This window comes from Falsihalocynthiibacter sp. SS001 (assembly GCF_042445055.1).
In the GTDB taxonomy this organism is placed as follows: Bacteria; Pseudomonadota; Alphaproteobacteria; order Rhodobacterales; family Rhodobacteraceae; genus Falsihalocynthiibacter.
The window spans coordinates 119,289-142,737 of sequence record NZ_CP170339.1 but is presented as its reverse complement, the minus strand read 5'-3'; the positions used below and the strand labels follow the sequence as shown (position 1 = coordinate 142,737).

Genomic DNA, 23,449 nt, shown 5'->3' with positions numbered 1-23,449 from the left:
CCGGTGGAGGAGGAGGAAGTTGATAATGGCAGCAAATTTGAGAACGTGGCACGTTCTGGGTTGGAACGGCACTGATAAGATATATGAGCAAAATTTTCGACACTACGATTTTTCAGACAAGCAGATGAAGGAGCTTCTCCAAAGGTTGTTATGCCGGCAGATGAGTGAGCAGGAAGTCGCTAATGCTACTATGCGTCGCCGGAAGGGCGAGGGTCCTAGAGTTTTGGATGTGCAATCAAACCGGACCGGTGACCGCTTCATTCTGAGTGTTGGTGATACACCTCATTTCACGGCGGTAGTTATAGATGTTGATGTCTGAAATTTGTGTCTACCTAAACAAGAATTGAGAACGGCTGGAGATGCGTTTGTTTAGAAAGCTAAGAGTAGATCCTAAAAAGAATTGGTGGGAGGTTCGAAAGAGCAGTCGTTTCTTTTTGTTTAAACAAGTGGCTTCTGCTCTGAAAGGTAAAGAAATTGATTTTTTTATCGATCACCCACTTGAAAAGACATTCAATTGGAAAGACTTTGACAGCTGGCTGAAGGATCATGGCGTTCGACTGGACGGGCCTAGTCAGTTTGACGGCATGATGCATTTTAGTGGATTGACCGACGAAGCGAAGGATGAAGTTCACTTTCGTGAAACGAGAGCGTGTGCCGTTTTTGCCCTTCAAATGTGGTCGCGTTTTCGTGGCGACAACAGAATGATAGGCCAAATCGACAATAGTAAAATTATACCTCAACCAATTGCAATTGATGTACCAATTTTTCGCTGGGAACGGCCCGGCTATGAACGGGTGGTGGGAGCCTATGACGAGCGCGGCGATTGGGTCTATGGCGGTGCCGAACTTTCTACCCCACCGCTTACAGAGTACTTGGTCACGAAAAGAGAAGACCGTGCCATTTATTGGCAAAGAACAATTTATACGTACGACCGTGATCGGGAAAACCTCACCGCGACGAGCGCTTACTCAGATGAACAATACTGGCCATTATTAAACCTAGTGTTCCAGTTTCCGCGAAATGAGAAGCAGTACTCTCGATTCTACGATTGAACATGACAGGAGGCAGCAGTTTTCTCGTTCCGTGATCGAGTATAAATGGCGGTATTCATTAAAAACTCGAGCGGATGAAACTGTTCGCTGGGCCGGCTTCTAGTGTTCACAATTAGCCGTTCTGGGTGCTTTAAGATGTGTCAGGCAATGGCAGGAAAGTCCGCATAGCCGACTTTGTATGGAATTGGCGAATGTCTACTTTTCCGCATGTGCGAGAAAATTCAGCCAGTATTGAAGAATGTACAATTGTTATTTGGGTAGACCCACAAGATAGACTCAAATTCTCTATCATTTAAATCGGTTTTAATAGCGATAACGTACCTTATCAGAAAGGCTTAGGTTCATTTGATAAAGGGAATATTATAGATGAAATTTGGATACCGCCGCGTAAGCACACAAGGTCAATCTCTCGCTAGACAAGAACTTCCGGATGATTGCGACAGGATATTTGAAGAAAAAGTTTCTGGTAAAAACACTGATCGAGTCCAACTGACGATTTTAAGGGATTCGCTAAGATCCGGTGACGAGATTGTTGTCTACTCTTTAGACCGGTTGGCGCGGTCATTGAGCGATTTACAAAAGATCATTGACGAGGCGGTTCGCAAAGGAGCTGTGGTTCGTTTTTTAAAAGAAGGGCTGACCTTTGGAAATAAGGCGGATCCAACATCAAATTTGATGCTAAGTATATTAGGGGCAATTGGAGAATTCGAACGGGAAATTATTCTGGAACGCCAACGCGAAGGTATCGCTAAGGCTAAGGACGCGGGCAAATATAAAGGTCGCCCAAAGACTATTAACCGAGGCGTGGCGCGGAAAATGTTCGCCTCAGGAGCAACACCTTCTGAGGTCGCAGATACTATGAAAATTGGGATTGCTACGGCTTATCGGTTGAGAAAAGAAGCAAGCCTTGACGTTTGTTCTAAGTGAATTCAGGCCAAACTCACACAAGCTAATACATCGAGCAGACATTGCTATCTGGTTCTTAGAGGATAATGTCGTTTGCAACGCAGAAAGCACGCCCCAAAAATTCTTTCTAAAGTACCTGGCGTGCCTAGTTAATCTACACTACATTCAGTGGAAAAAGGTTTCACATGCGTTTCATTGACCTATTTGCCGGATGCGGCGGCCTATCACTTGGCCTATCAAAGGCTGGATGGAAAGGTGTGTTTGCAATCGAGAAAAACGCGGATGCTTTCAAGACGTTCTCATATAACTTCAACCGGCAGAAGACACTGAGATTCGATTGGCCTGAGTGGTTACCGCAGAAACCAATTAGCACATCCGAACTGCTCGAACAGCACCGAGAAGACTTGACAAAACTTAGGGGAGAAATCGACCTCATTGCAGGCGGCCCACCCTGTCAAGGTTTTTCGTTCGCGGGGAGGCGGCGAGTTGATGATCCTCGTAACAAGCTAAAGAATGAATATATAGAGATCGTCGACATCATTCGCCCAAAATTTCTTGTTTTTGAAAACGTTAAAGGCTTCACAGCGAAATTTCGAGGTTCTGACAGTCAATCTCACTCCGAACAAGTTGTTGAGAAACTCGAAAATTTGAACAGGGGAGGCTATCAAACGTTCTCGTCGGTATTAGATGCCTCACTCTTTGGCGTCCCACAGCCTCGCCCACGTTTTATTCTAGTAGCCGTTCGCTCTGATCTGATCAGTGACGGAATCGAAATGGTCGACCCAATGAAAAGCATTGAACAGTTTGCTGCAAAGTTTAGAGAGCAGAAAAAACTGAACGGTCATGCAATAAGCGTAAAGGAAGCCATATCAGATTTGGAAGTGACCATCTCAGGCACTGAGGACAGCACTGATACCCGTGGTTTTAAGCAGATAACTTATGGGCTCAAAACTCACTCGGAGTTCCAAAGACTCATGAAAAAAGGTCTTCCTACGGGAAAGACGGCCAATAGCCTTAGATTGGCAAGGCATCGCCCTGAAACACTTTTGAGGTTCTCAGAGATTCTGAAAACATGCCCTAAAGGTAAATCTTTGCCGAAAGAATTTCGCAAGAAACACAACATCAAGAAGCTGTGTTTTACTCCACTTCATCCCGATGAGCTATCAAAAACGATCACCACGCTTCCTGACGACTTACTGCATTATAGTGAACCTCGTATCCTTACCGTCAGAGAATGTGCTCGACTTCAAACATTTCCCGACTGGTTTGAATTCTTGGGAAAGTACACCACAGGTGGCGCAAGGCGGAAACAGGAGTGTCCTCGCTATACTCAAGTAGGGAACGCTGTTCCGCCTTTAATGGCTGAGGGCCTCGGTGTTCTAGTTGCGAAAATGCAAGAAAGTTTCAAAACATGACATCCAGTAAATCTGACTTAGCCTTCCGTGCCAACGCAGGCATCAAAGACATTATTGGCCGAGGCCTAATCCTAGACGACAACATCGCAATTATTGAGCTAATAAAAAACTCAAAAGATGCGTCATCGTCGAGTGTAAAGCTGCAATTCAAAGATAAGACCGCCACTTCACCATCTGAGTTAGTCATCAAAGACTTTGGTAAGGGCATGACCATTGAGGACATTCAGGACAAATGGCTGAATATTGCGTATTCAGAAAAAAAGGCCGCGAACACTGAGCGCAAAAAGCCATTTGCAGGAAGTAAAGGGGTCGGCCGCTTTTCTTGCGACCGGTTGGGCCGGAAGTTAACTCTCTACACTAAGGCCAAACATGGGGACTACATTAGGCTTCCGATTGATTGGGCTCTTTTTGAGACCGGTTCTATAGATGCCGAAATATCGACAGTAAAGCTACAATACGAAATTCTATCAAAACCCGAGTTCCTTAAAGAGATTGAAGAAAGCGCGTTCGAAAACGGAACAATTCTCAAAATCTCGTATTTACGCGCTCCTTGGGGTAACAAGAAGCTTCTCAAGCTTAAGTCTGAACTTGAAAAGTTCATTTCGGATCCCGATTCAAAATTTGAAGTCGTGCTTAAGATCTTTGACACACCAGAAGAGAAGATCTCGAACACCGTTTTCGACGAGCTTTCACTCCGCACCTACAACATTATATCCAGCATTGATGCCGAAGGACTAAGGCTCTCGACTGAACTTCGTTACCATGGCGAACCAGTCTACAGCTACAAGGTTGATAACCCGTATGTACACCTGAAGAATATTAAGATCAGCATTCATTATTTGAACTTTAGCTCAAAACTATTCTTCAAAAGGCGTACTGGTTACGCGGCTAACGACTATGGTTCTATATTCATGTTTCTAAACGGTTTTCGTGTTGCTCCATACGGAAACCCAAAGAATGACTGGCTTGGCTTAGATCAACGAAAAACGCAAGGTACTTCAAGGTACTTAGGCACGCGTGATGTAATTGGACAAGTCTCGGCGACAGATGCCGAAGACCTTTTTAAACCGGTTACAAGTCGCGAAGGGCTGGTTCACGATGAAGCTTTTCATGAACTGACTGCCGGAGACCCAGACAACAAAATCACGCTTCGCAATGGTGAAGAAGACTATGGATATGCTCCACACATTGTTCGACAGCTAGAGCGATTTATCGTTGAAGGTCTAAACTGGCATACACTAATGGATTTAACAAATCCGGAACGCAAGAATATCCACGAAAAAGAAGTTAAATCTGATCCATTAAATTACGCGATTAGAACTGTTGACCAACGCGCAGTAATAGAGGCAATCGACAAGACCCTCAGAACATCTAGCTTTGATATCAAATCATTTAAAATCAATGAAAAGTTGATCGCAAAATTAGCAGCTGAAGCCGAAGATGCCTATAATGAGTATGTCTTATCATTCATTCAAAACACCACAGACAAAACATTTGATGAACTGACTTCTGTCGACAAAGGCAATTTTAAAAAAATTGCCCTTCGTAATATGGAGGCTATCAAGGCTGAGAAGCAGGCTCGTATCGAAGCACATGAGCAAAAGCTGCGCGCAGAAGAGGCTGAACGTAGGGCAGAGCGTGAGCAAGCTCGAGCAGACGAAGCTCAAAGAGAGGAAAAAGCGGCAAAGCAGCGCGAAGCGACTGCGAATGTGGCGCGTGACGCTGCTGTTAAGCAAGCTGAACAAGAGAAAACCCAAAGAGAAAAAGTTGAAGCACGCTTAGAGAAAACTTCTCATGAGAACATGTTTCTCAAATTGGATGCTAGCAAAGATGGAGATTTCGTTAAAAATCTGCATCATCAAACTGCTTTATACAGCTCACTAGCAGCAACAGATATTGCAAACTTAAAATACACACTTGCAGACGCTAATAATTTCGACAGAGAAGAAGCCCTTAATTTACTTACGTCAATTGAGGAAAGCGTTGGTAAAATTTCCAAAATCACCGACTTCGCAACAAGCGGAAAATACAAGGTTGCCCTCAAATCAGTAAATGGCAACCTTACAAAATTTGTTTCTGATTACCTTGAAGATCTTAAGAAAAATCCAATTGGAGTTCGGCGCATGATGGTAGTCAACGAACTTAAGGAAGCCAAAGAGTTTCAAACGAAGTTCGCGCCACTTGATGTAATGATATTGGTTGACAATCTAATATCGAATTCGAAAAGGCACAAAGCCAAAAAGATAGCGTTTGTTCCGCCCATTTCCAAGAGCGGTATCTTTCGCGTGACCGACAATGGAACAGGGCTTGATAAATCGGTATCTGATCCTGAGAAAATATTCGAGAAAGGATTTACTACAAGAAACGAAGGGTCCGGGCGCGGCTTGTTCCACGTTCAGCAAACACTAAAAGAAATCAACTTAAATATTTCAGTTTCTGAAGAGCCAATCGAGGGTTGGTCGGGGCTGGTGCTCGAGGTCAAAAAAAATGTTAATTAAGTTCTCCATCCTATGGGTTGAAGATAGCACCGAGTGGTATGAAGCAACCCTTAGATTACTAAAAAGGTATCTCGAAGACCTAGGCTTCCATCTTGATGCGAAAAGAATTTCTGATCCAGAAAATGAAGATTGGGATCATCATTTTGAGAATACATCTCAATACGACCTGATGCTCATTGATTGGAGGATTCACGGTGCTGACCACGTGGATAAGCCGGTTGGCGGTGACGTCATCTCAAAAATTAGGGAACACATACCTTACTCCGACATTATTTTTTATTCTGGTGACAGCGGGATAGCAGATGAGGTGAAAGAAAAAGAACTTCAAGGCGTTTATACATCCATGCGAGGCAGCGTACGCGAAGATGCTGAAGACTTGATAAATCACCTTCTCCACAAAACGCTACACCCTAAGATTATGCGCGGCGTTATTGTTAGTTCTCTATCTCAAATTGACGAGATGTGCTTCAAAATCATCGAACGAAAATATCAGGATGCAGGTTGCGATAAGGAGAAGTTTGCAACCGACTTCCGCGATACCATATTGAAGCAAGCGGAGAGGCAGCTGGAGGGTAAACAGAAAAAGGCGAAGAAGGATGACGATACATTCATTTCCTGCTTACACTCCACAATGATGTTGGACTCATTCCAGCGCGCTACCAAAGTTGTCAAACTGTCAGCGGCTGACCTGAAGAAAGAGACCCATGATCTTCTTGCCGAATTGCCGGACACGATCCGTAGACGCAATTGGTTGGCCCATTGGAAGCATCTTGAAGAAAATGATGAGCAAATAACTTTGGCAGAGTCCGGGAAAGACAACTATGTTTTTGACTTGAATGAAGCCGCTAGAATGCGGAGAAAGATCAATGAGGCGTGGGCCATTCTGAGCGATTATCTTGCTGCAATGGAAGTAGAAACAGTTGAAGTATGCTGACTGCACTTTTTGATATTGACGGAACGTTAGCGCAAATTGATCATAGGCGCGCATTTCTTAAAGGCGAACGACCCGATTGGAGGTCGTTCAATGAACGTATGGGGGATGATACCCCCAACCGGCCCATAGTGGAGTTGTACAAAACGCTTTGGAAAAGCGAAAGGTACAAACTAATCTTGGTGTCTGGGCGTGGGGAAGAGCATCGCAAAATCACGGAAGCCTGGCTCACTTGGAATTCGATCCCATTTGAGAGACTTCTTATGCGGCCTTCGAACGACTTTCGACCAGACACAGAAATAAAACAGGAAATCCTCGACAAGCTACTAGGAGAAGGAAAAGAAATTTCCTTTATTGTTGATGATCGCAAATCAGTTGTAGACATGTGGCGCAGCAATGGCATCATCTGTCTGCAATGTGCAGATGGGGACTTTTGAAACCAAGAGCCATGCTTTCAGCCAACTCGTCCTTGCGACATATATATTCTTATTTCGCCCATGTATGACGTCATAGTGACGCCAAATTAGTCAATATTCACTCTAATGAAGATTCATCGCAACATTTGAGAAGTTAGCGGACGGCAGTCAATGGTGGTGAGATGACATTAAACTAAACACTCCAATTTTGTTCGGCAGCGGTGGTTGTGGGCTCCCGCAACCAATAAATATACATATAAAACAATGCTTTGGCGCTCTTTGGGGCGTTGCTTGCGTTCAGCCCAATTTCGCGCGTGGAAGCATCCCGAAGGTTGCAACCTTACTCTCAAATGAGAGAATGAATACATTACCGTCGATCAATTGAATTCATTTAGTCAAGTACACCACTGTTCAAAGAACGGAGTGTGGCTGCGACAGGCTTACATTGATCAAGTAAATGCCGCATGCGCAAGTCATTTGAATGCGCATGCGGCCTATAATCGTTGTGGCTCCCCTAGCGGGCGAGCTTCATGTAATAGTCGAATATCTCCGGCACGTTGCCCTCGCCTAGACCAGCGTCTACTGCGGCTTTGAGATTTTGGGATGTTCCTTCGGCGATCTCGGCTCTTGTGCCCATATCCTCGGCCATTTTCAGGAAGTATCCGAGGTCTTTGTTGGCGTTGTTGATTGAGAAGCCGAGGTCACTTACTCCGTCCACTGCGTAGTTTTTGCAGAATGCCATAAACGGAGAGTTGGACGGGCCAGTGGACATGATTTCAAAGAGTTGTGCGCGATCGACTCCGGCGCGGTCGGCGACGGCGAAGGCTTGGCTCATGGTGCAGACGGTTGTCATACCCATGAAGTTATTGATGAGCTTGGTAACGTGCCCCGCACCCAATGCGCCGAGGTAAAATACGTTCTCGCCCTGCTGGTCCAATACTGGCTTGACGCGATCAAAGGTCGCTTTGTCACCAGCAGCCATGATGTTCAGGAGACCGTCCTTGGCGTGCGCTGGGGTGCGGCCAAGCGGTGCGTCGATCATGCCCGCGCCCTTGGCGGTGAGGTCTGCGCCGATCTTGCGCGTGGAGGCGGGGATCGAAGTTCCGAAATCAATCAGAACGGCGTCTTTCTTGATGCCTGCGAGAATGCCTTCATCGCCATATACGATCTTCTCCACGACTTCCGAAGTTGTCAGGCAGAGCATCACGATATCGCTCGCTTCTGCCAACTCTTTGGGCGTAGCGGCTTGCTTTGCATTGCCGCGCTTTAGGACTGCGTCGACGGCGTCTTGGTTGAGATCCATCACGACCAATTCGAACCCTCGCTTCTGAAGGTTTTCAACCATGTTACCACCCATAAGGCCGAGGCCGATGAATCCGATGACGGGTTTGGTCATAATGTGTACTCCACTGTTTTGTACGTGTTATTAGAAATATTATAGAAAATCTTCGCGGTGCGGCGTGAAGACATCCAGAAGCGTTCCAGCCTCCAGACAGGTGGCGCCGTGCTCGATGTTTGGCTGCTTATAGAGCGAGTCTCCAGCGGCAACGACATAGGTTTCGTCGCCGACGGTGAACTCGAACTTTCCTGACATGACGTAGGTGATTTGTTCATGCACGTGGTGGTGACGCGGGGCGACGGTGCCCGCTTCGAAATGCACCTCGACAACCATCAGATTGTCATTATGAGCACCAACCTTGCGGCTTAGTCCCGGGGCGACGGTTACCGACTCATTGTCTTGCTCGGGAAAGTAGTTTTTTACAGTCATATTAGTCTCCGCGCGATCATTAGCTGTTAGCGAGTTTCTTCATCACGATCTTGAACGTCTGCTCTTCTGGGTCTGTGAAATACAGGTCGGCGTCATAGCCCTGATCGTCCATGAAGTTGAAAATCCGTTTCGGTTCATCAAGCTTGTAAGGCACGAGCAGCGTGGCGATCCGATGACGGGTGGAGGCCGGGAAATGCGCGTTCAGCACGGTGCTTACCGGAAGGCCCTCGTACTCGGACGGGTCAACATCTGCAAAGCCCGTTTCCTGTGTGATGACGGGCTTGCCCGCCTCGGACCAAACCACCTGACCGTAAAAGCCTGCGCGCTCGCCGGTATTTCTGAACGAGGATTTGCCAAGCTCATACGGGTTGTTGGCGTGCAGTAGCCAATCAATTGTGACGGGCGTTTCGGCATCCACTTTGTCGATAATGACAAAGTAGGAATTGCGAACGAAATATATCTCGCGCTCTGCGCGGGTCACTTCGGGGCTTAGGCTCTGATAGGCTGGGGTTGCGTCACCGTGAATGAAGATGTGGTCGTCATGCTGTTCGGCGGCGAGGATGCTCCCCGTTGCGCCCATGGCTTTGGACTTGTCTTTCTCGGCGTACTGACCTTTGCCATTGATCAGAATAGCGTTCTTTGATCGCGTTTGACGGCGCCAGTTGCGATGCATTGTTGAGTTGAAAGCAACGTAGTGACCTGACTGGATCGCCATGTCCTCACCGAAAGCAGACATGCAGAAAGAGTTTTGATCGCCGTGACTGTGGCTGATAGATCCGAATGGCGATGATTTGAACACAAAGTGCACGTGGCTATCCGGATCCTCCATTGCGTGCTGAACGCCAACCCAGCCGATACCCTTGAAGTGGCGGAAACCACTTTCGGGCGGCGTTGCTTCGACGACAGGGAAATCGGTCTGGAATACCAACTCATCAAAATTCGTGTCCCACCATCCCCAGTTGTAAAAGGCCATTTCCGTACCTGGATTGGTGCGCAGGTTTTCTTCGCAGTACCATTGATAGGCACCATTTCCTGTGGCCCCAGCGAACTGGCGCAGGTTCAGGCCAGTCTTTACGCAGGGTAGATCGCCCATGGTGCTGTCGTCGCCCATAGTCGCGCGGCGCGTGTTAGGGGCTTTGCAATATAGGGGGAAATCGCCGGTATTTTGAAAGAACGGGCGCTTGTACAGATCAAGGCCAACATAGGATTTCAACCGGTTCGCAGCATCAATCAGATAGGCAATGCCCATCATCCAGTAGTGCGTGCCTTCGGCCCAGCCACCGTCGCTGTCGCCCCATGGTGAATAGACGGTGGACAGAAATTCGATGGAATAGTTCAGCCAATCGCGCGCCTCGTCACACCCTTCTTCGCCTAACAGCGCGATACAAGCTGGTACGATCACCAATGAAACCGAGCGCACCGCGTGGCTGTCATAGGGGAACAGATGGATCTTGGCGTTCAGGATCGCGTGCTCGGCGATATCCCGCGTGCGTTCCAGCAATGCCGTACGGACCGTTACACGTTCGTCCTCCGATAGCTCGTCGTAGAGCCAGTCATAACCCCATGCGAGTGCGTTACAGACGCGATAGGCCCACTCGTCGGTATAGGCGCGAGAGGTAACGCCCATCGGCTCCCAGCTCGCAGCCTCCAGCAGCCATTCTTTGGCGCGGGCGGTAATCTCGGTGTTGTCGGTTACTTTGCCGCCAATCGCGAGGTGACGGATTGCGTACCAAACCTCTTGCAGGTCGATATATGTTTGCCGCCAAACCGGGGCTGTGCGTTGGTGGTTGGGATAGCCTGCTGGCTCGCGAATGATGTCGCGGTCCATCCACGGCAAAACGGATTTTTCATAGAAGGTCGACCATGTGCAGTGGTCTGCGTCGGCTATTACAGCTTTCTTGAAGTCACCCAAACGATCGCTCGTTAGCCAGAGACGCGGATGGTCAGTTGCAACTTTGGCAAGGCGTACATCGCGCGCGGGCAGGGGCGTTTCGGCAAGCCCGTCTGACACAGTGAAACTGCGCGTGCTGCTCCATGTGCTGGATTGTGCGCCTTTCTCTGCGTCCCACGTGGCATAGGACCAATGATAATTATCGGGTTCTAGTGTGGCGTCGGGCGTAAAGAAGTTAAGCGGTAGGTCCTCGAATACCTGCGTTTTCCCTTTCGGGAATTTGGGATCTGTCGAGAGCCGCAAGACATAGCGTGCTTCGTCATCGACAACAGGTATCCACATAAAACGGGGCGGGTTCTCTGTGACGTCCGTATCAGATGTCGGGCTGTATTGAATTGTCAGACGACCCGGTTTGGGTTCGTCGAGCAAAGGAAGTGTGGAAGCTGACATAGGTCGGAAATCCCGCATTATTTGGTAGAAAAGTAGGTGTGGGGCGACAATGAGCGCCGCCCCAAGCTGTAGGATTTAGTTACCGCCGTATTGGCGGTCATAGGCTGTCTGCATGACCTCAAGAAGCTCCTGCAGGCCCAATTTTTCGAGCTGGGCAAGGTATGCGTCCCAGTCCTCCATCACGTCGCCATTGCCAAGAATCCAACCTTGCTGACGTTCCAGCATGTAGTCGCGGATGGTGCCCCATGTGCGGTCATAGACCTGCTGCTCATCAGCTGTGAACGCTACGCCAAGGAAGTCAGGAACAAGATAGTCGCCTTGTTCATAGAGTTCGATACCAGCAAGCGCGAACTCGTTGGTCCACTGGATCTCATAGCTGTAATCCTGGAAGTAACCGCGCGCCTGAAGCTGGGCACCTGCTTGGTACAATGAACGGTTTACCGGTCCTGCATCCAAGAACTCTTGCGTAAAGACCGCTTTGCCGTCGACAAGCTCGTATTGCTCGCCTTCGACACCAAAGTTGGCAAGTCGGCGGCCTTCTTCGGTGAACCAGAAGTCAAAATACTTGATCGTTTCAACGAGGTGCTCGTTGGTGTGACCAATGGCCCAACCGTCCGGTTTCACAAGGATACGACGGTGCTCTTCGATACGATTGCCACCAACGGATGCTGGCGGTGCCATAGCTTCGAAAGCGAAACCTTCGATCTCTGACGATAGGCTGTTGTAACCACCAGTGGACGCGAACCAATCGTGTGTCGAACCGCCGAGGTTCTCAGACAGCAAGAAGTCACGAGCGGAGGAACCACGGGTAAAGACCTCGGCATCAATCAGGCCATCTGCGTACCAACGTGCGAGATTGCTGATGCCGTCACGATAGCCTTCACCGATATAACCGTGTGAAATCTTGCCTTCTTCGACAAGGAAGTCATGGTAAGTGTCAGAGCCGTGAGCGCGGCCATCCCAAAGGGTAACCAGACGGATAAGCTCTGGCCATTGACGGGCAAAGAAGGGTACTTCGTCTGCAACGCCGTTGCCGTTAGGATCTTGGGTCTTGAAGGCACGCAGAACCGCTTCGTATTCTTCGACAGTCTGTGGAACTTCAAGTCCAAGTGCATCAAGCCAGTCAGTGCGGATCCAGTATGCACGGCCATATTTGCCGTCTGGAAGGTACGGAATATAGTACATTTGCCCATCGGCAGCTTTTACGGCTGCTTCGATGTCTGGGCGTTCCGCGTAGTACGCGGCAATGTTTGGCGCGTGCTCGGCGATCAGATCGTTTAGCGGTACAAATGCGCCTTCTGGACCGTATTGGTTTACGAAATCCTTGATGCGGCTAGAGCCCACGATGTCTGGAATAGAACCGGAGGCAAGCATCAGGTTCAGCGCTTCTGTGCGGCCAGTGTTCTCATCCGTACGCATGTTCGCACCAACGGTATCGTTGATCAGGTGAATGCCTGTCATTTCACGGGCAGCCTGCTCTACGGGCCAGTCTTCCTCATAGACCGGATACCGCGCATGGTTCATCTGGATTGTGAGTTCCAGTGGCTCGTCAACAATCCGTAGATGTTCATCGGCAAGCGCTGGTGTTGATACAGCACTCCCCGCAAGTAATGCCGCCGTTAGGCTAAGTTTACGCATTTGTTTTCCTCCCTGTTGCGTTTTCATTCTTTGACACCTCCGAGCAGGATGCCCTTCTCGAAGTATTTCTGGATGAACGGATAAACGATCAGCACCGGAATGATCGAACAAACGATGATGGCCGCTGTGACGGTCTCGGCGCTGAAGCCGGCTGCCGTTTGAACAATGGCAAACTCGTCGTCATCACTTAGGTTGCTGATGGTGTGGCGCAGGAACACCTGAAGCGGGATCTTGTCTTCGGATTGAAGCAAAACCATCGCCCAGAAGAACCCGTTCCAGCGCGCAACGATCAAGAATAGCGTGATGGTTGCAATCGCGGGCTTGCTGAGCGGGATGAACACTTTCCAAAGCACTTGGAAATCGTTGGCCCCGTCCATGCGTGCGGCCTCTTCGAAACTCTGTGGAATAGATTCAAAGAAGTTGCGAAGCAGGATGATATTGAAAGCGTTGATCGCAAATCCGAGGATGATGCCGAACATGCTATCGAGCAGTCCAAGATCACGCATGTTCAAGAAGAACGGAATGAGCCCCGCGTTAAACCACATCGTAAAGGCGATAAAGAGGTTGAAGAACCTCCGCCCTTTGAGTTGTGGGCGCGACAAGGCGTAAGCGCACGGGATAATGAACAACAGGCTCATGACCGTACCACCGATCGTGTAAATGAACGTGTTGCGATAGCTTATCCAGAACTGCGGATTCTTGAGGATATAGCCGTACGCCTCGAAGGTGGCATCAATGGGTGTCAGCACAACCTTACCCGCCTGCGCCGCAAATCCCGAACTAAAGGAGACCGCCGCGATATAGATAAACGGGTATAGGGTTGCGACCGTGAACATGCCGATCAAGACAGAGACCACAATAGCGAAGAACTTATCGCCACGTGAATAGAGGTTCCAATTCATCATTGTCTGATCCTCCTACCAGAGTGACGTGCGCGAGAAGCGGCGCGACAGTGTGTTGGCTGTCATCACCAGAACGAAGGCGACGACGGCATTGAAGAGGCCAGCAGCAGCGGCAAGGTCATACTGACCGGACTGCAAACCTTGACGATAGACCCATGTGTTCACCACATCTGCGGTCTCGTAGGTCGATGGTTGATAAAGCAAGATCACAAGCTCGAAAGAGACTTCCATGACGTTGCCGATGCGGATGATCAACATGATCAGGATCGTGGGCAGGATCGACGGGATCGTGATCTTCCACATCATCTGCCAACGGTTGGCTCCGTCCACCACGGCACTTTCATAGAGCGATGGATTTACGCCAGCGATTGCCGCAAGGAAGACGATGGAGCCAAAGCCCGCCTCTTGCCAGATGCCCGTACCCACGAAGATGGGGCGGAACCACTCTGGTTGTGTGAGGAAGTACACCGGATCAATCCCAAACCAGCCCAGGATCGTATTGATGATACCAGCCGTAGGTGAGAATGCGGTGATGACGATACCGGCAATGATCACCGACGAGATAAAGTGCGGCAGATAAACGATGGTCTGTGCTGAACGTTTATAAGTGGCGTTCAGGACTTCGTTGAACATCAAGGCAAGGATGATCGGGGCGGGAAAACCGAACAGCAAGTTATAGAAGCTGATGGTGATCGTGTTCTTTACCGCTCGGATAAATTGGTCGTTGGAAAAGAGCGTTTCAAAGTGCTCCCATCCAACCCAAGGGCTGTTCGCCACGCCGCGGAAAATCGAGTAATCTTTGAAGGCAATTTGCAGCCCATACATCGGTTTGTATAAGAAAACGATGAACCAGATAATCGTCGGCAGCAGCATCGCATAGATCTGCCATTCTCGTTTGAGGTGATCCGCAAGTCGGATGAATTTGCCATCTGTTACGGGGCGCTGTGCTTCGCGCGCCTCGATCAGGGTGTCTTCGATTGGCATGCCGCCTGCCGTTGTGTTTTCATCTGTCATTTGGATCAAGCTCCAACGTTTAGCGCGCGGCCAGTTTTGGCGTCGAACAGCTTGACGAGATGCGATGGGACATGAACGGCATCCACCCCTGTGAGGTGGTTGATGTCGCCGTTGGTGTCCGCTTTGAAGACAAGGTTGTTTTCGCCATGACGTGCGTGCAGCAGGGCCTCTGAACCTAGCGGCTCAACCAGATCGAGATTGATCGGCAGCGCTGAAGATGGACCGTTCTCCGCAAGCGTCACGTGCTCTGGGCGAATGCCGACAATGACGTCGCGGCCTGCATGGTTGCCAAACGCGCCGTCTATCTTGATTTCGACATCACCGACATTTGCACCGGTTTCTGTCAGCTTGCCTTTCATCTGGTTCATGGGCGGAGAGCCCAAGAAACCCGCGACGAAGATGTTGGCGGGGTTGTTGAACAACTCCATCGGTGTGCCGACTTGCTCGATGTTTCCGTCGTTCATGACGACAATTCGATCCGCGAGGGTCATTGCCTCGACCTGATCGTGGGTCACATAGATAGAAGTTACGCCCAAGCGTTTGTGCAGGCGCTTGATTTCGGCGCGCATCTGGGTGCGCAGTTTTGCATCGAGGTTCGAGAGCGGTTCGTCAAAGAGGAAGACCTTGGGGTGGCGTACAATTGCGCGGCCCATAGCTACACGTTGGCGCTGTCCGCCCGAAAGGTCCGCGGGGCGGCGATCGAGGTAAGGCGTCAGGCCAAGAATTTCTGCGACGTCATCAATCGTTGTCTTGATTTCGTCTTTGGGCATTTTGCGAATGCGCAGGCCAAAGGCCATATTGTCGGCAACATTCAGGTGTGGGTAGAGCGCGTAATTCTGGAAAACCATCGCGACGTCCCGATCCTTTGGAGCGACACGGTTCATGCGGCGACCGTCGATCTTTAGGTCGCCAGCAGTGATCTCTTCAAGACCAGCGATCATGCGCAAGGTTGTGGATTTGCCGCATCCCGAAGGGCCAACCAGTACCACAAATTCCTTCTCGGCGACGTCCAGATTAATACCGTGAACAACCTGTAATGCCCCGTAAGCCTTAACTATTCCCTCTAGATTTACGCCGGACATTGTTTCCTCCCCATGCCGTATTTTGTTCAAGCAATTCGACGAGAGCGAATCACTTTATGAAATCTGGTATACTAGTATAAAATTTGAAATACTAGTCTGGTATACTAGGCTTCCCTCTGGTAAATAGTGCTGAGTTAGTGATCCAAAGGAGGATCTTCCCTATGGCGCAAACAGTTTCGCATGGTGATCGACGCACAAGCGTTGATGACGTATTTGACGATCTGCACGAACAAATTCTGAGCTTGAAGCTCAGGCCTGGCGACCGAATTTCCGAAGCCGATATAGCGGCGAAGTTCGGTGTTTCCAGGCAGCCGGTGCGCGATGCTTTTAGTCGGCTGGCAAACCTTGACCTGCTATTGATCCGGCCTCAGCGGGCAACCGAGGTTCGACGGTTTTCTATGCGGCAAATCGAAAAAGCGCGCTTTGTTCGTTCCGCCATTGAGCAAGAAGTTCTGCGCCGCGCTGCTGTACTTTGCGACAGCGAGGGCGAAGCCCGCTTGAACAAAGTGTTGTCCGAGCAAGAGAAAGCAGTCGCCGAGCAAGATCACGAACGATTTGGGCCGCTTGATTATCAGTTCCACAAGATTCTCTGCGGCATTGCCAATGCCGACTATGCTTTTGATGTCATCCTTGAAGAGAAATCCAAGGTGGACAGATTGTGCATGCTTGGTCTTGAGAAAGAACAGCGACTGCCCGAATTGCTCGACGACCATCGGGCGATTGCTCAGGCTGTCGTGTCCCACGATCCGGAAGCTGCGGTAGCGGCCTGTCTGAAACACCTTTCACGCCTTGATGTTACGATTGAGCGGATCACTCTGACGAACGCAAATTATTTTGAAAGCCCTGATTCCTGATGGGAACATGGCCGCGGTAATGGTCAGGTTCTAACGAAGTGCGCGGGCATGGAACTGGTCCATGAATTCACAGTCACATCCTGCAACGAAACAGAACGGTCCAGGTGCGCGCCAAGTGTTTGCACTGGCGTGGCCGATGACGCTCAAGGCGACATTCCTGCACGGAACGGTGGTCATTGACGGGTTTCTGCTTTCGGCGCTCGGTGAAGAAGCCCTTGCGGCGATGGGACTGGCGGCTGCGCTGGGCGGGATTGTCCTTGGCTTAATTTTTGCCTTTTCCCACGCCATGCAAATCCGCACCGCACAGGCCTTTGGGAGCGGTGATCAAGTATTTCTCAAATCTGTTCTTGCTTCTGGCCTCGCTGTAAGTCTGAGCATTGGCGTCATCGGCGTGGTGCTTATTCAACTAGGGGGCGGCGCGCTCATCAACAGTTTGGCACCTTCGATCGAAGTTGCACAACAGGCTCAGACGTATCTGTCTATCTTCTGTATCGTTATTTTCGGAGAAGCGATTGGGCAGTGCATCGTTAGTTTCTTTAACGGCTGTAGTCGGACCAAATTGCCGCTTTATGGTTATCTTCTGTCTGTGCCAATTAACGTGGCCAGTAGCATCGTATTAATCCACGGATACTTCGGGCTCCCGGCGCTCGGTATCGCGGGTGCAGCAGTCGGAAGTGCCATTGGCATAACCGTTCAAACAGCCTTCTGGAGCGTTTTGCTGCTAATCACCGATGGGCGGCTGCGGCGAGTTGTTGGCTGGCATCACGGTACATTTGTTCGAACTGTCAAGCGGCACATAATGTTTGCCCTGCCCATTGCGGCGACATTCGTGAGTGCCACGCTATCCACCCACGTTTGCGCTCTTATTTACGCGAACATGCGCCTGAACGATTTCGCGGCTTTGACGCTTATCGCGCCGTGGAGTTTGTTAGCAGGGCAAATCGCAATGCAGTGGGCGCAGGCGACGGGGATTTTGGTTGCGCAACTTCTGGGAAAACACAGCCCCGAAGATGTGCTGGATCGCTTTCTGTCGCGCGCATGGAAGGGGGCGCTTGTGGCGGCGAGTCTTGTTGCGATGCTCTTTGCCGCAATGTGCCTTTCACTTGATTACATCTATCCGAACCTTGAGGAAGAGACACGCGCGATCATTTTCGGGTTTCTGCCAATCCTGCTGATTGTTCAGTTTCCGCGCGCGACCAATGCGATCTGTGGCAACACACTGCGGGCATCGGGTGATACCGTCTATGTGATGCACGTATTTATCTGGGCGCAATGGGCGTTCCGTGTGCCAGCGGCGGCGATCTTTGTGTTGTATCTCGATCTTTCCGCATTCTGGATTCTGTCGCTCGCCGTTTGGGAAGAGGCCCTGAAATTTCCTGCATTCCACAGACGCCTTTGGCGTGGAGATTGGAAGCGATCCGACGTTGCAGCCTAGCGGCGGCTAAATATCACCGTGCATCTTGGGAGGACGCGATGCTCAACTCTAACTCACACCTATTCATTGGGGCGATGGCCGTCACAGGTTGCGTCGAAGGTATCATGCAATCGCTGGATGCCCGCGGGGGAAGCCAATGACCAAGTTAAAGGTACTGGTTGCCGGAACGGGTTTTGCGGGTAAGGGCCATACGGCGGCATTTCGTGCAGCAGGCACTGAGGTCGTCGGTATGGTCGGGCGCACAGAACACGTGGTGCGGGAAGTTGCAGCGGATCTAAACATCCTCTATGCGGGTACAGATTGGGAAGCGGCGTTGGCAGAGCTTCGGCCTGATATCGTATCAATCGCTACCCCCGGTGGTGCGCATTATCTGCAAATCAAGCAGGCAATTTCGCAAGGTTGCCACGTATTCTGCGACAAGCCCATGACCACGCAGGGCGATACCGCGACGGAACTGTTTGAACTGGCGCAGGCCAAAGGCGTTAAGACCGCTTTTGCCGCTAGCTTCCAGTACACACCTAGTGTTCAGCACGCAAAACGGCTCATTTCAGAAGGCGCAATTGGCGAGCCGACCGAGCTTGAGTGTATCTCGCATTTCAATCTTGAACGCGGCATTCCTTTTGGTTGGTCACATCGGGCCGAGGATGGTGGAGGGCGCCTGAATAACAACTTCACACATTCACTCGCCATCGCACAGACCCTCATTGAGGGCCAAATCCAACAAATAACAGGAGATCTGCGCGATGATCTGGGCCGCGCGCCCAAGGTTGAGGGTGTTCACGACTTCACTAAACGGCGATCGATGATACCAGAAAATCTCGATGACCCAGCGCTTGAGTGGGGTGAAAGCAACGTAGAATGGTCATACACCGTTATGGCTCGGTTACGTAGTCAACTGGCCGCACAGTCTGTTTCGGTTCTGTTTAAACATAGCGCGTTGCTCCCTCGTTTCCATGATGACCACATCATGGTCTATGGCACCACCGGCGCGATTTATCTAAAGGGACACTATGGCTCTGGTCCTCTGTCTCTCCATGATGGAGCAGGCTGGAAAGTACTCCCGACACCCGCGGATATTTTGGCGAGGGCGCAGGAAAGTTTGGGCGAAACCGAACAGTGCTGGCATGTCTTGGCAGATATTTTCGTTCGCGACATTCAGGGGCACCCTGTGTCGGACTACCCAACTTTCGCTCAAGGCAGCCTGTACCAGAACATAATCGATAGTCTCAGAAACTCGGATGCATGGACCAATATTGAAGAGGGCGCAAAATGAAGATCACAGGAGCAAAAGTCTTTGTCGGCGGACCGGGCAAGAATTACGTTACCCTCAAAATTATGACCGACGAGGGCATCTACGGCCTTGGTGATGCAACGCTGAACAACCGCGAAACTCTGCCCGCTGCCTACCTTCAGGATTACCTGATACCTAATCTCATCGGCATGGATCCTCGCAATAGTGAGGATATCTGGCAGTTCTTCTATCGCGGCGCGTATTTCAGGCGCGGCCCAATCGCTATGGCGGCCTTTGGGGCAATCGACATGGCGCTATGGGATATTAAGGGCAAGCTGGCGGGTATGCCCCTCTACCAGCTTTTTGGCGGCAAGAGTCGGACTGGCGCAATGGTCTATGCCCATGCGACGGGGGCAGACCTGCCTGACCTGATGGACTCTGTCTCGCGGTATGTTGAGCAAGGCTACAAGGCGGTGCGCGTGCAATGCGGAATCCCCGGCATGCCGACCGCGAGTTATGCGGTGCCGGATAAAAAAGGCGGACAGGGTGACTACATCACCGACTTTGGCGGCATTGTTCCCAAGCAAGAGATTTGGGATACGGATCGCTATATGCGCTATATGCCGGAAGGACTTGCCGAAATACGCGCGAAGTTTGGGCCGTCGCTGAAAATCCTTCACGACGTACATCATCGCCTGCTACCACGAGAAGCAGCAGAATTCGCCAAGAACGTGGAGCCGGTTGGTCTTTATTGGCTCGAAGATCCCACCCCCGCCGAAGATCAAGGCGCACTGCGTGTGATCCGCCAGCATTCAACAACACCCATCGCGATTGGCGAAGTGTTCAATTCCATTTGGGATTGTAACAAACTGATCGAGAAGGAATTGATCGATTTCATCCGCGTCGCCGTGACCTATGCTGGCGGCATTACCCACGTAAAACGCATCGTCGATCTGGCCGCGCTCCATCACGTGCGAACAGGATTTCACGGCGCCCCAAGCCATTCGCCGATTTCCATGGCCGCGCAGCATCACCTTAACGCATGGGCGCCAAACTTTGGAATTCAGGAATACCTCGTTCTAGGGTCGCCAGAATGCGACGCATTGTTCCCATCGGACCATGTGATGAAAGACGGAATGTTCCACGTCAGCGATGCGCCCGGCCTAGGCGTAGATTTCAACGAAAGCGAAGCCGCGCGCTATGAATACAAGCCCGGCAGCCATCCAGTCGTCAGGCTGGAGGATGGAACGCTCTGGAATTATTGATGTGCTAGGTGGCTGTTTCCGTGCTGACTTAGGTGCGGACGCTGCTCGTCGCGTTTCGCGCCTTAGTTTGCCAAGGGTATGTTCGTTGTAATTTGGGCCACAAGAGACTATGTTATAGATACTTGAGTTTTTGCTTTCTTGTGTCTCGGCGCGTTTTGGTGCCGCGAAGGTGGCAATTCCTTTCATTACAATTAGATGGTTTCACCACCCCTAGGCGGGGGTTACACGTGTGCGAAGGCTGACACTCTTTTTGGTTGGTCGTATCACTTTTGGCGCTTGGTCCGATTTTAAGCGCATCTTTAATCGACACGATCAATGCCTAGCTGGGAATGCGATCTCAAGCAGCGAGCGCACGGATACGCTCTACGCATCATATGCGGTGGCGAAGCCCAGCCGGTCTTCTGTAGTACCGCTCAATAAGGAATAAACATGGAAAACGAACTAAAGGCGGCCGATACGATCCGTCGTTCCGTTAGGGGTGCGCAAGCGCCACCACCTTCTGCGATCGTATATTGCGAGGGGAACTTCGCCGAGGTCGATGGCAAGACTGCAAATGGGCTTGTGCGGCACAGCATTGCTTACCGAATAGTGTCGGTAATAGACAGTTTGCATCAAGGTAAGGACAGCGGATTGGTCCTTGACCGCGTACCGAACAACATTCCGATTTTTGCAGATATTGACGCTGCCGTCGCGCATGAGGCCACGATACCCGATACGATGATTTATGGGATGGCACCTTCGACGGGAAAACTCTCGCAGATGGATCGCGACGTCATTCTTGATGCAATCGCGCTTGGTATGAACATCGTTAGCGGGCTGCATGAGTATTTGAGTGACGATGAAGAGATTTCCGCCTTCGCGGACCAGAGAAAAGTCACCATTCGAGATATTCGCAAACCAAAGCCCAGCAAGGATATGCGCCTGTTTGATGGGAGCGTCGCGTCGGTTGATGCCTTGCGCATCGCGGTTCTTGGGACTGACTGCGCGATCGGTAAGCGGACGACCGCAACGGTACTGGCGCGTGCACTGAATGCTAAAGGGATCAAGACGGTTCTGGTCGGCACAGGGCAAACGGGACTGATGCAGGGCGCGAAGTATGGTGTGGCGATGGACGCTGTTCCGCCCCAGTTTTGTTGCGGGGAGCTTGAGGGGGCGATTGTCGCGGCCTCCGATGGTGAACAGCCAGCAGTTATCCTGATCGAGGGGCAGGGCGCGCTTAGCCATCCTGCGTTTTGCACATCCGCTTTCATTTTGCGTGGTAGCCAGCCCGACGCCGTCATCCTTCAACACGCACCCAAGCGAAAGCACCGCTGTGACTTCCCGACTATGCCAATGCCAAGCGCTGCGAATGAGATTGCCTTGATCGAGGCGTTTGCCAATACAAAGGTCATAGGCGTAACGCTGAACCATGAGGGGATGTCGGAACTAGAGATCACCGACACGATCGCAGTTCAATCGCGGGAGTTGGACCTTCCAGTCACGGATGCCCTAAGCCGACCCGTGTCTCATTTGCTGTCTATGGTCCTTACGGCGTACCCCAGCTTGCAACAACGCGTCCCTGCGGTCGCGATATGACCACACCGCGCGTAGATGTGGACCTGAGCAAGATACGCTTCAACACAGGGGTGATTGTTCGGCGGTTGAAGCAGCGCGGGGTAAGCGTCACAGGCGTGACCAAGGCGTTTTGCGGACATCCTGCCATCGCGCAGGCCATGCTGGATGGGGGAGCTAGCGGGCTTGCGGACTCTCGAATGAGTAATGTTCGACGGTTACGCGCCGCGGGCATGACTGGCGCGATCACATTGATACGAACACCGATTTTAAGCCAAGCAAAGCAGGTGGTTCAGCACTGTGAAGAAAGCCTCAACACAGAGGTCGCTGTCATCACCGCTCTGGCGGCGGCGGCCGTTCAGTTAAAGCGGGTTCATGGCGTAATTCTCATGCTGGAGATGGGCGATGGCCGTGAGGGCGTATCGCCAACGACCTTGGCCAATATTGCGCGACAGATCACCAATATGTCGGGCGTAACTTTAAGCGGGATTGGTGCGAACTTTGCCTGCTTAAGCGACGCTGGCCCTACGAACGCGCAAATGGCCGCGCTGTCGAGGTTGGCAACTGAAATAGAGAATGTTTGTGGCAAACCCCTCAAGATCGTGTCGGGCGGGAACTCTTCAAACCTGCAGTGGGCCTTGAATGTACCTGCGGCGGGGCGCGTAAATAATCTTAGGGTGGGAGAGGCGATACTTCTGGGTGTGGACCCCGTCACCGGCAATCAAATTCGCGGGATGCACACGGACGCCTTTACACTTGTTGCCGAAGTGATTGAGGCAGAGACAAAATCCGTTGCGCCAGTTGTGGCACTTGTTGATCCCGCTATTGCAATACTTCGCCTTGTTCCAAAACAACGAGATACGACGCGTTTGATCCTGGCGCTTGGTAAGCAGGATACCGATATTGAGGGGCTTATAATGCCGTTTGCGCACGACTTGATCGGCGCCACCAGCGATCATCTTGTAATTGGTACTGAGAGTGCGGCTTTCGAAGTTGGGTCCGAGGTGAAATTTCAAATGAACTACAGCGCGCTGATGCATGCAATGGCGGCGCCAGACGTGGAAACAGCACTAATTCACGAGTCACCTTCGACATATTCGCGGCACGCTCAGCGAAGCCATGCGCATCTGGCGCTGCACTAGAGGCACAC

General features: G+C 50.9%; 20 protein-coding genes. 13 read left to right on the top strand and 7 right to left on the bottom strand.

All coding sequences use genetic code 11. From position 1 onward, the window contains the following. The first annotated feature begins 25 nt into the window (after positions 1-25). The 7 genes from ACFE33_RS00665 (at position 26) to ACFE33_RS00635 (ending at position 7,239) form a co-directional block, all read left to right on the top strand. Entirely contained in the window at positions 26-319 is a 294-nt protein-coding gene (locus tag ACFE33_RS00665) for a hypothetical protein (RefSeq protein ID WP_380055564.1), read from the top strand. Positions 320-365: 46 nt separating this feature from the next. Further along, a complete protein-coding gene (locus ACFE33_RS00660; RefSeq protein WP_380055561.1) occupies positions 366-1,052 on the top strand; it encodes a hypothetical protein in 687 nt (228 codons plus the stop codon). A 366-nt stretch (positions 1,053-1,418) separates the two neighbouring features. Continuing rightward, a complete protein-coding gene (locus ACFE33_RS00655; protein ID WP_380055558.1) occupies positions 1,419-1,979 on the top strand; it encodes a recombinase family protein in 561 nt (186 codons plus the stop codon). 164 nt (positions 1,980-2,143) lie between these two features. After that, positions 2,144-3,373, top strand: a complete 1,230-nt coding sequence (locus tag ACFE33_RS00650; protein WP_380055555.1) for a DNA cytosine methyltransferase — start codon at positions 2,144-2,146, stop codon at positions 3,371-3,373. Next, on the top strand, positions 3,370-5,871 hold the full coding sequence (locus ACFE33_RS00645) for an ATP-binding protein (protein WP_380055553.1): 2,502 nt from the start codon (positions 3,370-3,372) through the stop codon (positions 5,869-5,871). The genes ACFE33_RS00650 and ACFE33_RS00645 overlap by 4 nt, the downstream gene beginning before the upstream one ends. Then, positions 5,861-6,805, top strand: a complete 945-nt coding sequence (locus tag ACFE33_RS00640; RefSeq protein WP_380055550.1) for a response regulator — start codon at positions 5,861-5,863, stop codon at positions 6,803-6,805. Before ACFE33_RS00645 ends, ACFE33_RS00640 begins: the two co-directional genes overlap by 11 nt. Then, the gene (locus ACFE33_RS00635) at positions 6,799-7,239 is read left to right on the top strand and encodes a hypothetical protein (RefSeq protein WP_380055547.1); all 441 of its coding nucleotides are present in this window, start codon (positions 6,799-6,801) and stop codon (positions 7,237-7,239) included. Before ACFE33_RS00640 ends, ACFE33_RS00635 begins: the two co-directional genes overlap by 7 nt. 493 nt (positions 7,240-7,732) lie before the next feature. On the opposite strand, the gene ACFE33_RS00630 is transcribed toward ACFE33_RS00635, so the two are convergent. The 7 genes from ACFE33_RS00630 to ACFE33_RS00600 form a co-directional block, all read right to left on the bottom strand. Beyond that, positions 7,733-8,614: an NAD(P)-dependent oxidoreductase gene (locus tag ACFE33_RS00630; protein WP_380055545.1), complete on the bottom strand. Its 882-nt coding sequence runs from the start codon at positions 8,612-8,614 to the stop codon at positions 7,733-7,735. A 39-nt stretch (positions 8,615-8,653) separates the two neighbouring features. Then, the gene (locus tag ACFE33_RS00625) at positions 8,654-8,986 is read right to left on the bottom strand and encodes a cupin domain-containing protein (protein WP_380055542.1); all 333 of its coding nucleotides are present in this window, start codon (positions 8,984-8,986) and stop codon (positions 8,654-8,656) included. Between the two features lie 19 nt (positions 8,987-9,005). Further along, positions 9,006-11,327, bottom strand: coding sequence for a DUF4962 domain-containing protein (locus ACFE33_RS00620; RefSeq protein ID WP_380055540.1), 2,322 nt, complete (start codon positions 11,325-11,327; stop codon positions 9,006-9,008). A gap of 75 nt (positions 11,328-11,402) precedes the next feature. Next, positions 11,403-12,965, bottom strand: coding sequence for a sugar ABC transporter permease (locus ACFE33_RS00615; protein ID WP_380055539.1), 1,563 nt, complete (start codon positions 12,963-12,965; stop codon positions 11,403-11,405). Between the two features lie 23 nt (positions 12,966-12,988). Next, on the bottom strand, positions 12,989-13,870 hold the full coding sequence (locus ACFE33_RS00610) for a carbohydrate ABC transporter permease (protein WP_380055536.1): 882 nt from the start codon (positions 13,868-13,870) through the stop codon (positions 12,989-12,991). A 12-nt stretch (positions 13,871-13,882) separates the two neighbouring features. Continuing rightward, entirely contained in the window at positions 13,883-14,881 is a 999-nt protein-coding gene (locus ACFE33_RS00605; protein ID WP_380055534.1) for an ABC transporter permease, read from the bottom strand. 5 nt (positions 14,882-14,886) lie between these two features. After that, positions 14,887-15,963, bottom strand: a complete 1,077-nt coding sequence (locus tag ACFE33_RS00600) for an ABC transporter ATP-binding protein (RefSeq protein WP_380055531.1) — start codon at positions 15,961-15,963, stop codon at positions 14,887-14,889. A 161-nt stretch (positions 15,964-16,124) separates the two neighbouring features. Between ACFE33_RS00600 and ACFE33_RS00595 the strand changes: the two genes are divergently transcribed. The 6 genes from ACFE33_RS00595 (at position 16,125) to ACFE33_RS00570 (ending at position 23,441) form a co-directional block, all read left to right on the top strand. Continuing rightward, on the top strand, positions 16,125-16,817 hold the full coding sequence (locus tag ACFE33_RS00595; RefSeq protein WP_380055528.1) for a GntR family transcriptional regulator: 693 nt from the start codon (positions 16,125-16,127) through the stop codon (positions 16,815-16,817). A 61-nt stretch (positions 16,818-16,878) separates the two neighbouring features. Continuing rightward, the gene (locus ACFE33_RS00590; protein ID WP_380055525.1) at positions 16,879-18,252 is read left to right on the top strand and encodes an MATE family efflux transporter; all 1,374 of its coding nucleotides are present in this window, start codon (positions 16,879-16,881) and stop codon (positions 18,250-18,252) included. Between the two features lie 136 nt (positions 18,253-18,388). Further along, positions 18,389-19,525 carry a Gfo/Idh/MocA family protein gene (locus tag ACFE33_RS00585; protein ID WP_380055522.1) on the top strand — a complete coding sequence of 379 codons (1,137 nt, stop codon included), beginning with the start codon at positions 18,389-18,391 and terminating at the stop codon, positions 19,523-19,525. Beyond that, positions 19,522-20,748 carry a D-mannonate dehydratase ManD gene (manD, locus tag ACFE33_RS00580; protein WP_380055519.1) on the top strand — a complete coding sequence of 409 codons (1,227 nt, stop codon included), beginning with the start codon at positions 19,522-19,524 and terminating at the stop codon, positions 20,746-20,748. The genes ACFE33_RS00585 and manD overlap by 4 nt, the downstream gene beginning before the upstream one ends. Positions 20,749-21,177: 429 nt before the next feature. Beyond that, positions 21,178-22,323, top strand: a complete 1,146-nt coding sequence (locus ACFE33_RS00575) for a DUF1611 domain-containing protein (protein ID WP_380055516.1) — start codon at positions 21,178-21,180, stop codon at positions 22,321-22,323. Further along, complete coding sequence (locus ACFE33_RS00570; protein ID WP_380055513.1) at positions 22,320-23,441, top strand: alanine racemase; 1,122 nt, start codon at positions 22,320-22,322, stop codon at positions 23,439-23,441. Before ACFE33_RS00575 ends, ACFE33_RS00570 begins: the two co-directional genes overlap by 4 nt. The last annotated feature ends 8 nt before the right edge of the window (positions 23,442-23,449 follow it).

Coding starts and splice junctions, on each gene's coding strand:
- ACFE33_RS00665 (WP_380055564.1), top strand. CDS start 26: ATGGCAGCAAATTTGAGAACGTGGCACGTTCTGGGTTGGAACGGCACT.
- ACFE33_RS00655 (WP_380055558.1), top strand. CDS start 1,419: ATGAAATTTGGATACCGCCGCGTAAGCACACAAGGTCAATCTCTCGCT.
- ACFE33_RS00650 (WP_380055555.1), top strand. CDS start 2,144: ATGCGTTTCATTGACCTATTTGCCGGATGCGGCGGCCTATCACTTGGC.
- ACFE33_RS00645 (WP_380055553.1), top strand. CDS start 3,370: ATGACATCCAGTAAATCTGACTTAGCCTTCCGTGCCAACGCAGGCATC.
- ACFE33_RS00640 (WP_380055550.1), top strand. CDS start 5,861: ATGTTAATTAAGTTCTCCATCCTATGGGTTGAAGATAGCACCGAGTGG.
- ACFE33_RS00635 (WP_380055547.1), top strand. CDS start 6,799: ATGCTGACTGCACTTTTTGATATTGACGGAACGTTAGCGCAAATTGAT.
- ACFE33_RS00630 (WP_380055545.1), bottom strand. CDS start 8,614: ATGACCAAACCCGTCATCGGATTCATCGGCCTCGGCCTTATGGGTGGT.
- ACFE33_RS00625 (WP_380055542.1), bottom strand. CDS start 8,986: ATGACTGTAAAAAACTACTTTCCCGAGCAAGACAATGAGTCGGTAACC.
- ACFE33_RS00620 (WP_380055540.1), bottom strand. CDS start 11,327: ATGTCAGCTTCCACACTTCCTTTGCTCGACGAACCCAAACCGGGTCGT.
- ACFE33_RS00615 (WP_380055539.1), bottom strand. CDS start 12,965: ATGCGTAAACTTAGCCTAACGGCGGCATTACTTGCGGGGAGTGCTGTA.
- ACFE33_RS00610 (WP_380055536.1), bottom strand. CDS start 13,870: ATGATGAATTGGAACCTCTATTCACGTGGCGATAAGTTCTTCGCTATT.
- ACFE33_RS00605 (WP_380055534.1), bottom strand. CDS start 14,881: ATGACAGATGAAAACACAACGGCAGGCGGCATGCCAATCGAAGACACC.
- ACFE33_RS00600 (WP_380055531.1), bottom strand. CDS start 15,963: ATGTCCGGCGTAAATCTAGAGGGAATAGTTAAGGCTTACGGGGCATTA.
- ACFE33_RS00595 (WP_380055528.1), top strand. CDS start 16,125: ATGGCGCAAACAGTTTCGCATGGTGATCGACGCACAAGCGTTGATGAC.
- ACFE33_RS00590 (WP_380055525.1), top strand. CDS start 16,879: ATGAATTCACAGTCACATCCTGCAACGAAACAGAACGGTCCAGGTGCG.
- ACFE33_RS00585 (WP_380055522.1), top strand. CDS start 18,389: ATGACCAAGTTAAAGGTACTGGTTGCCGGAACGGGTTTTGCGGGTAAG.
- manD (WP_380055519.1), top strand. CDS start 19,522: ATGAAGATCACAGGAGCAAAAGTCTTTGTCGGCGGACCGGGCAAGAAT.
- ACFE33_RS00575 (WP_380055516.1), top strand. CDS start 21,178: ATGGAAAACGAACTAAAGGCGGCCGATACGATCCGTCGTTCCGTTAGG.
- ACFE33_RS00570 (WP_380055513.1), top strand. CDS start 22,320: ATGACCACACCGCGCGTAGATGTGGACCTGAGCAAGATACGCTTCAAC.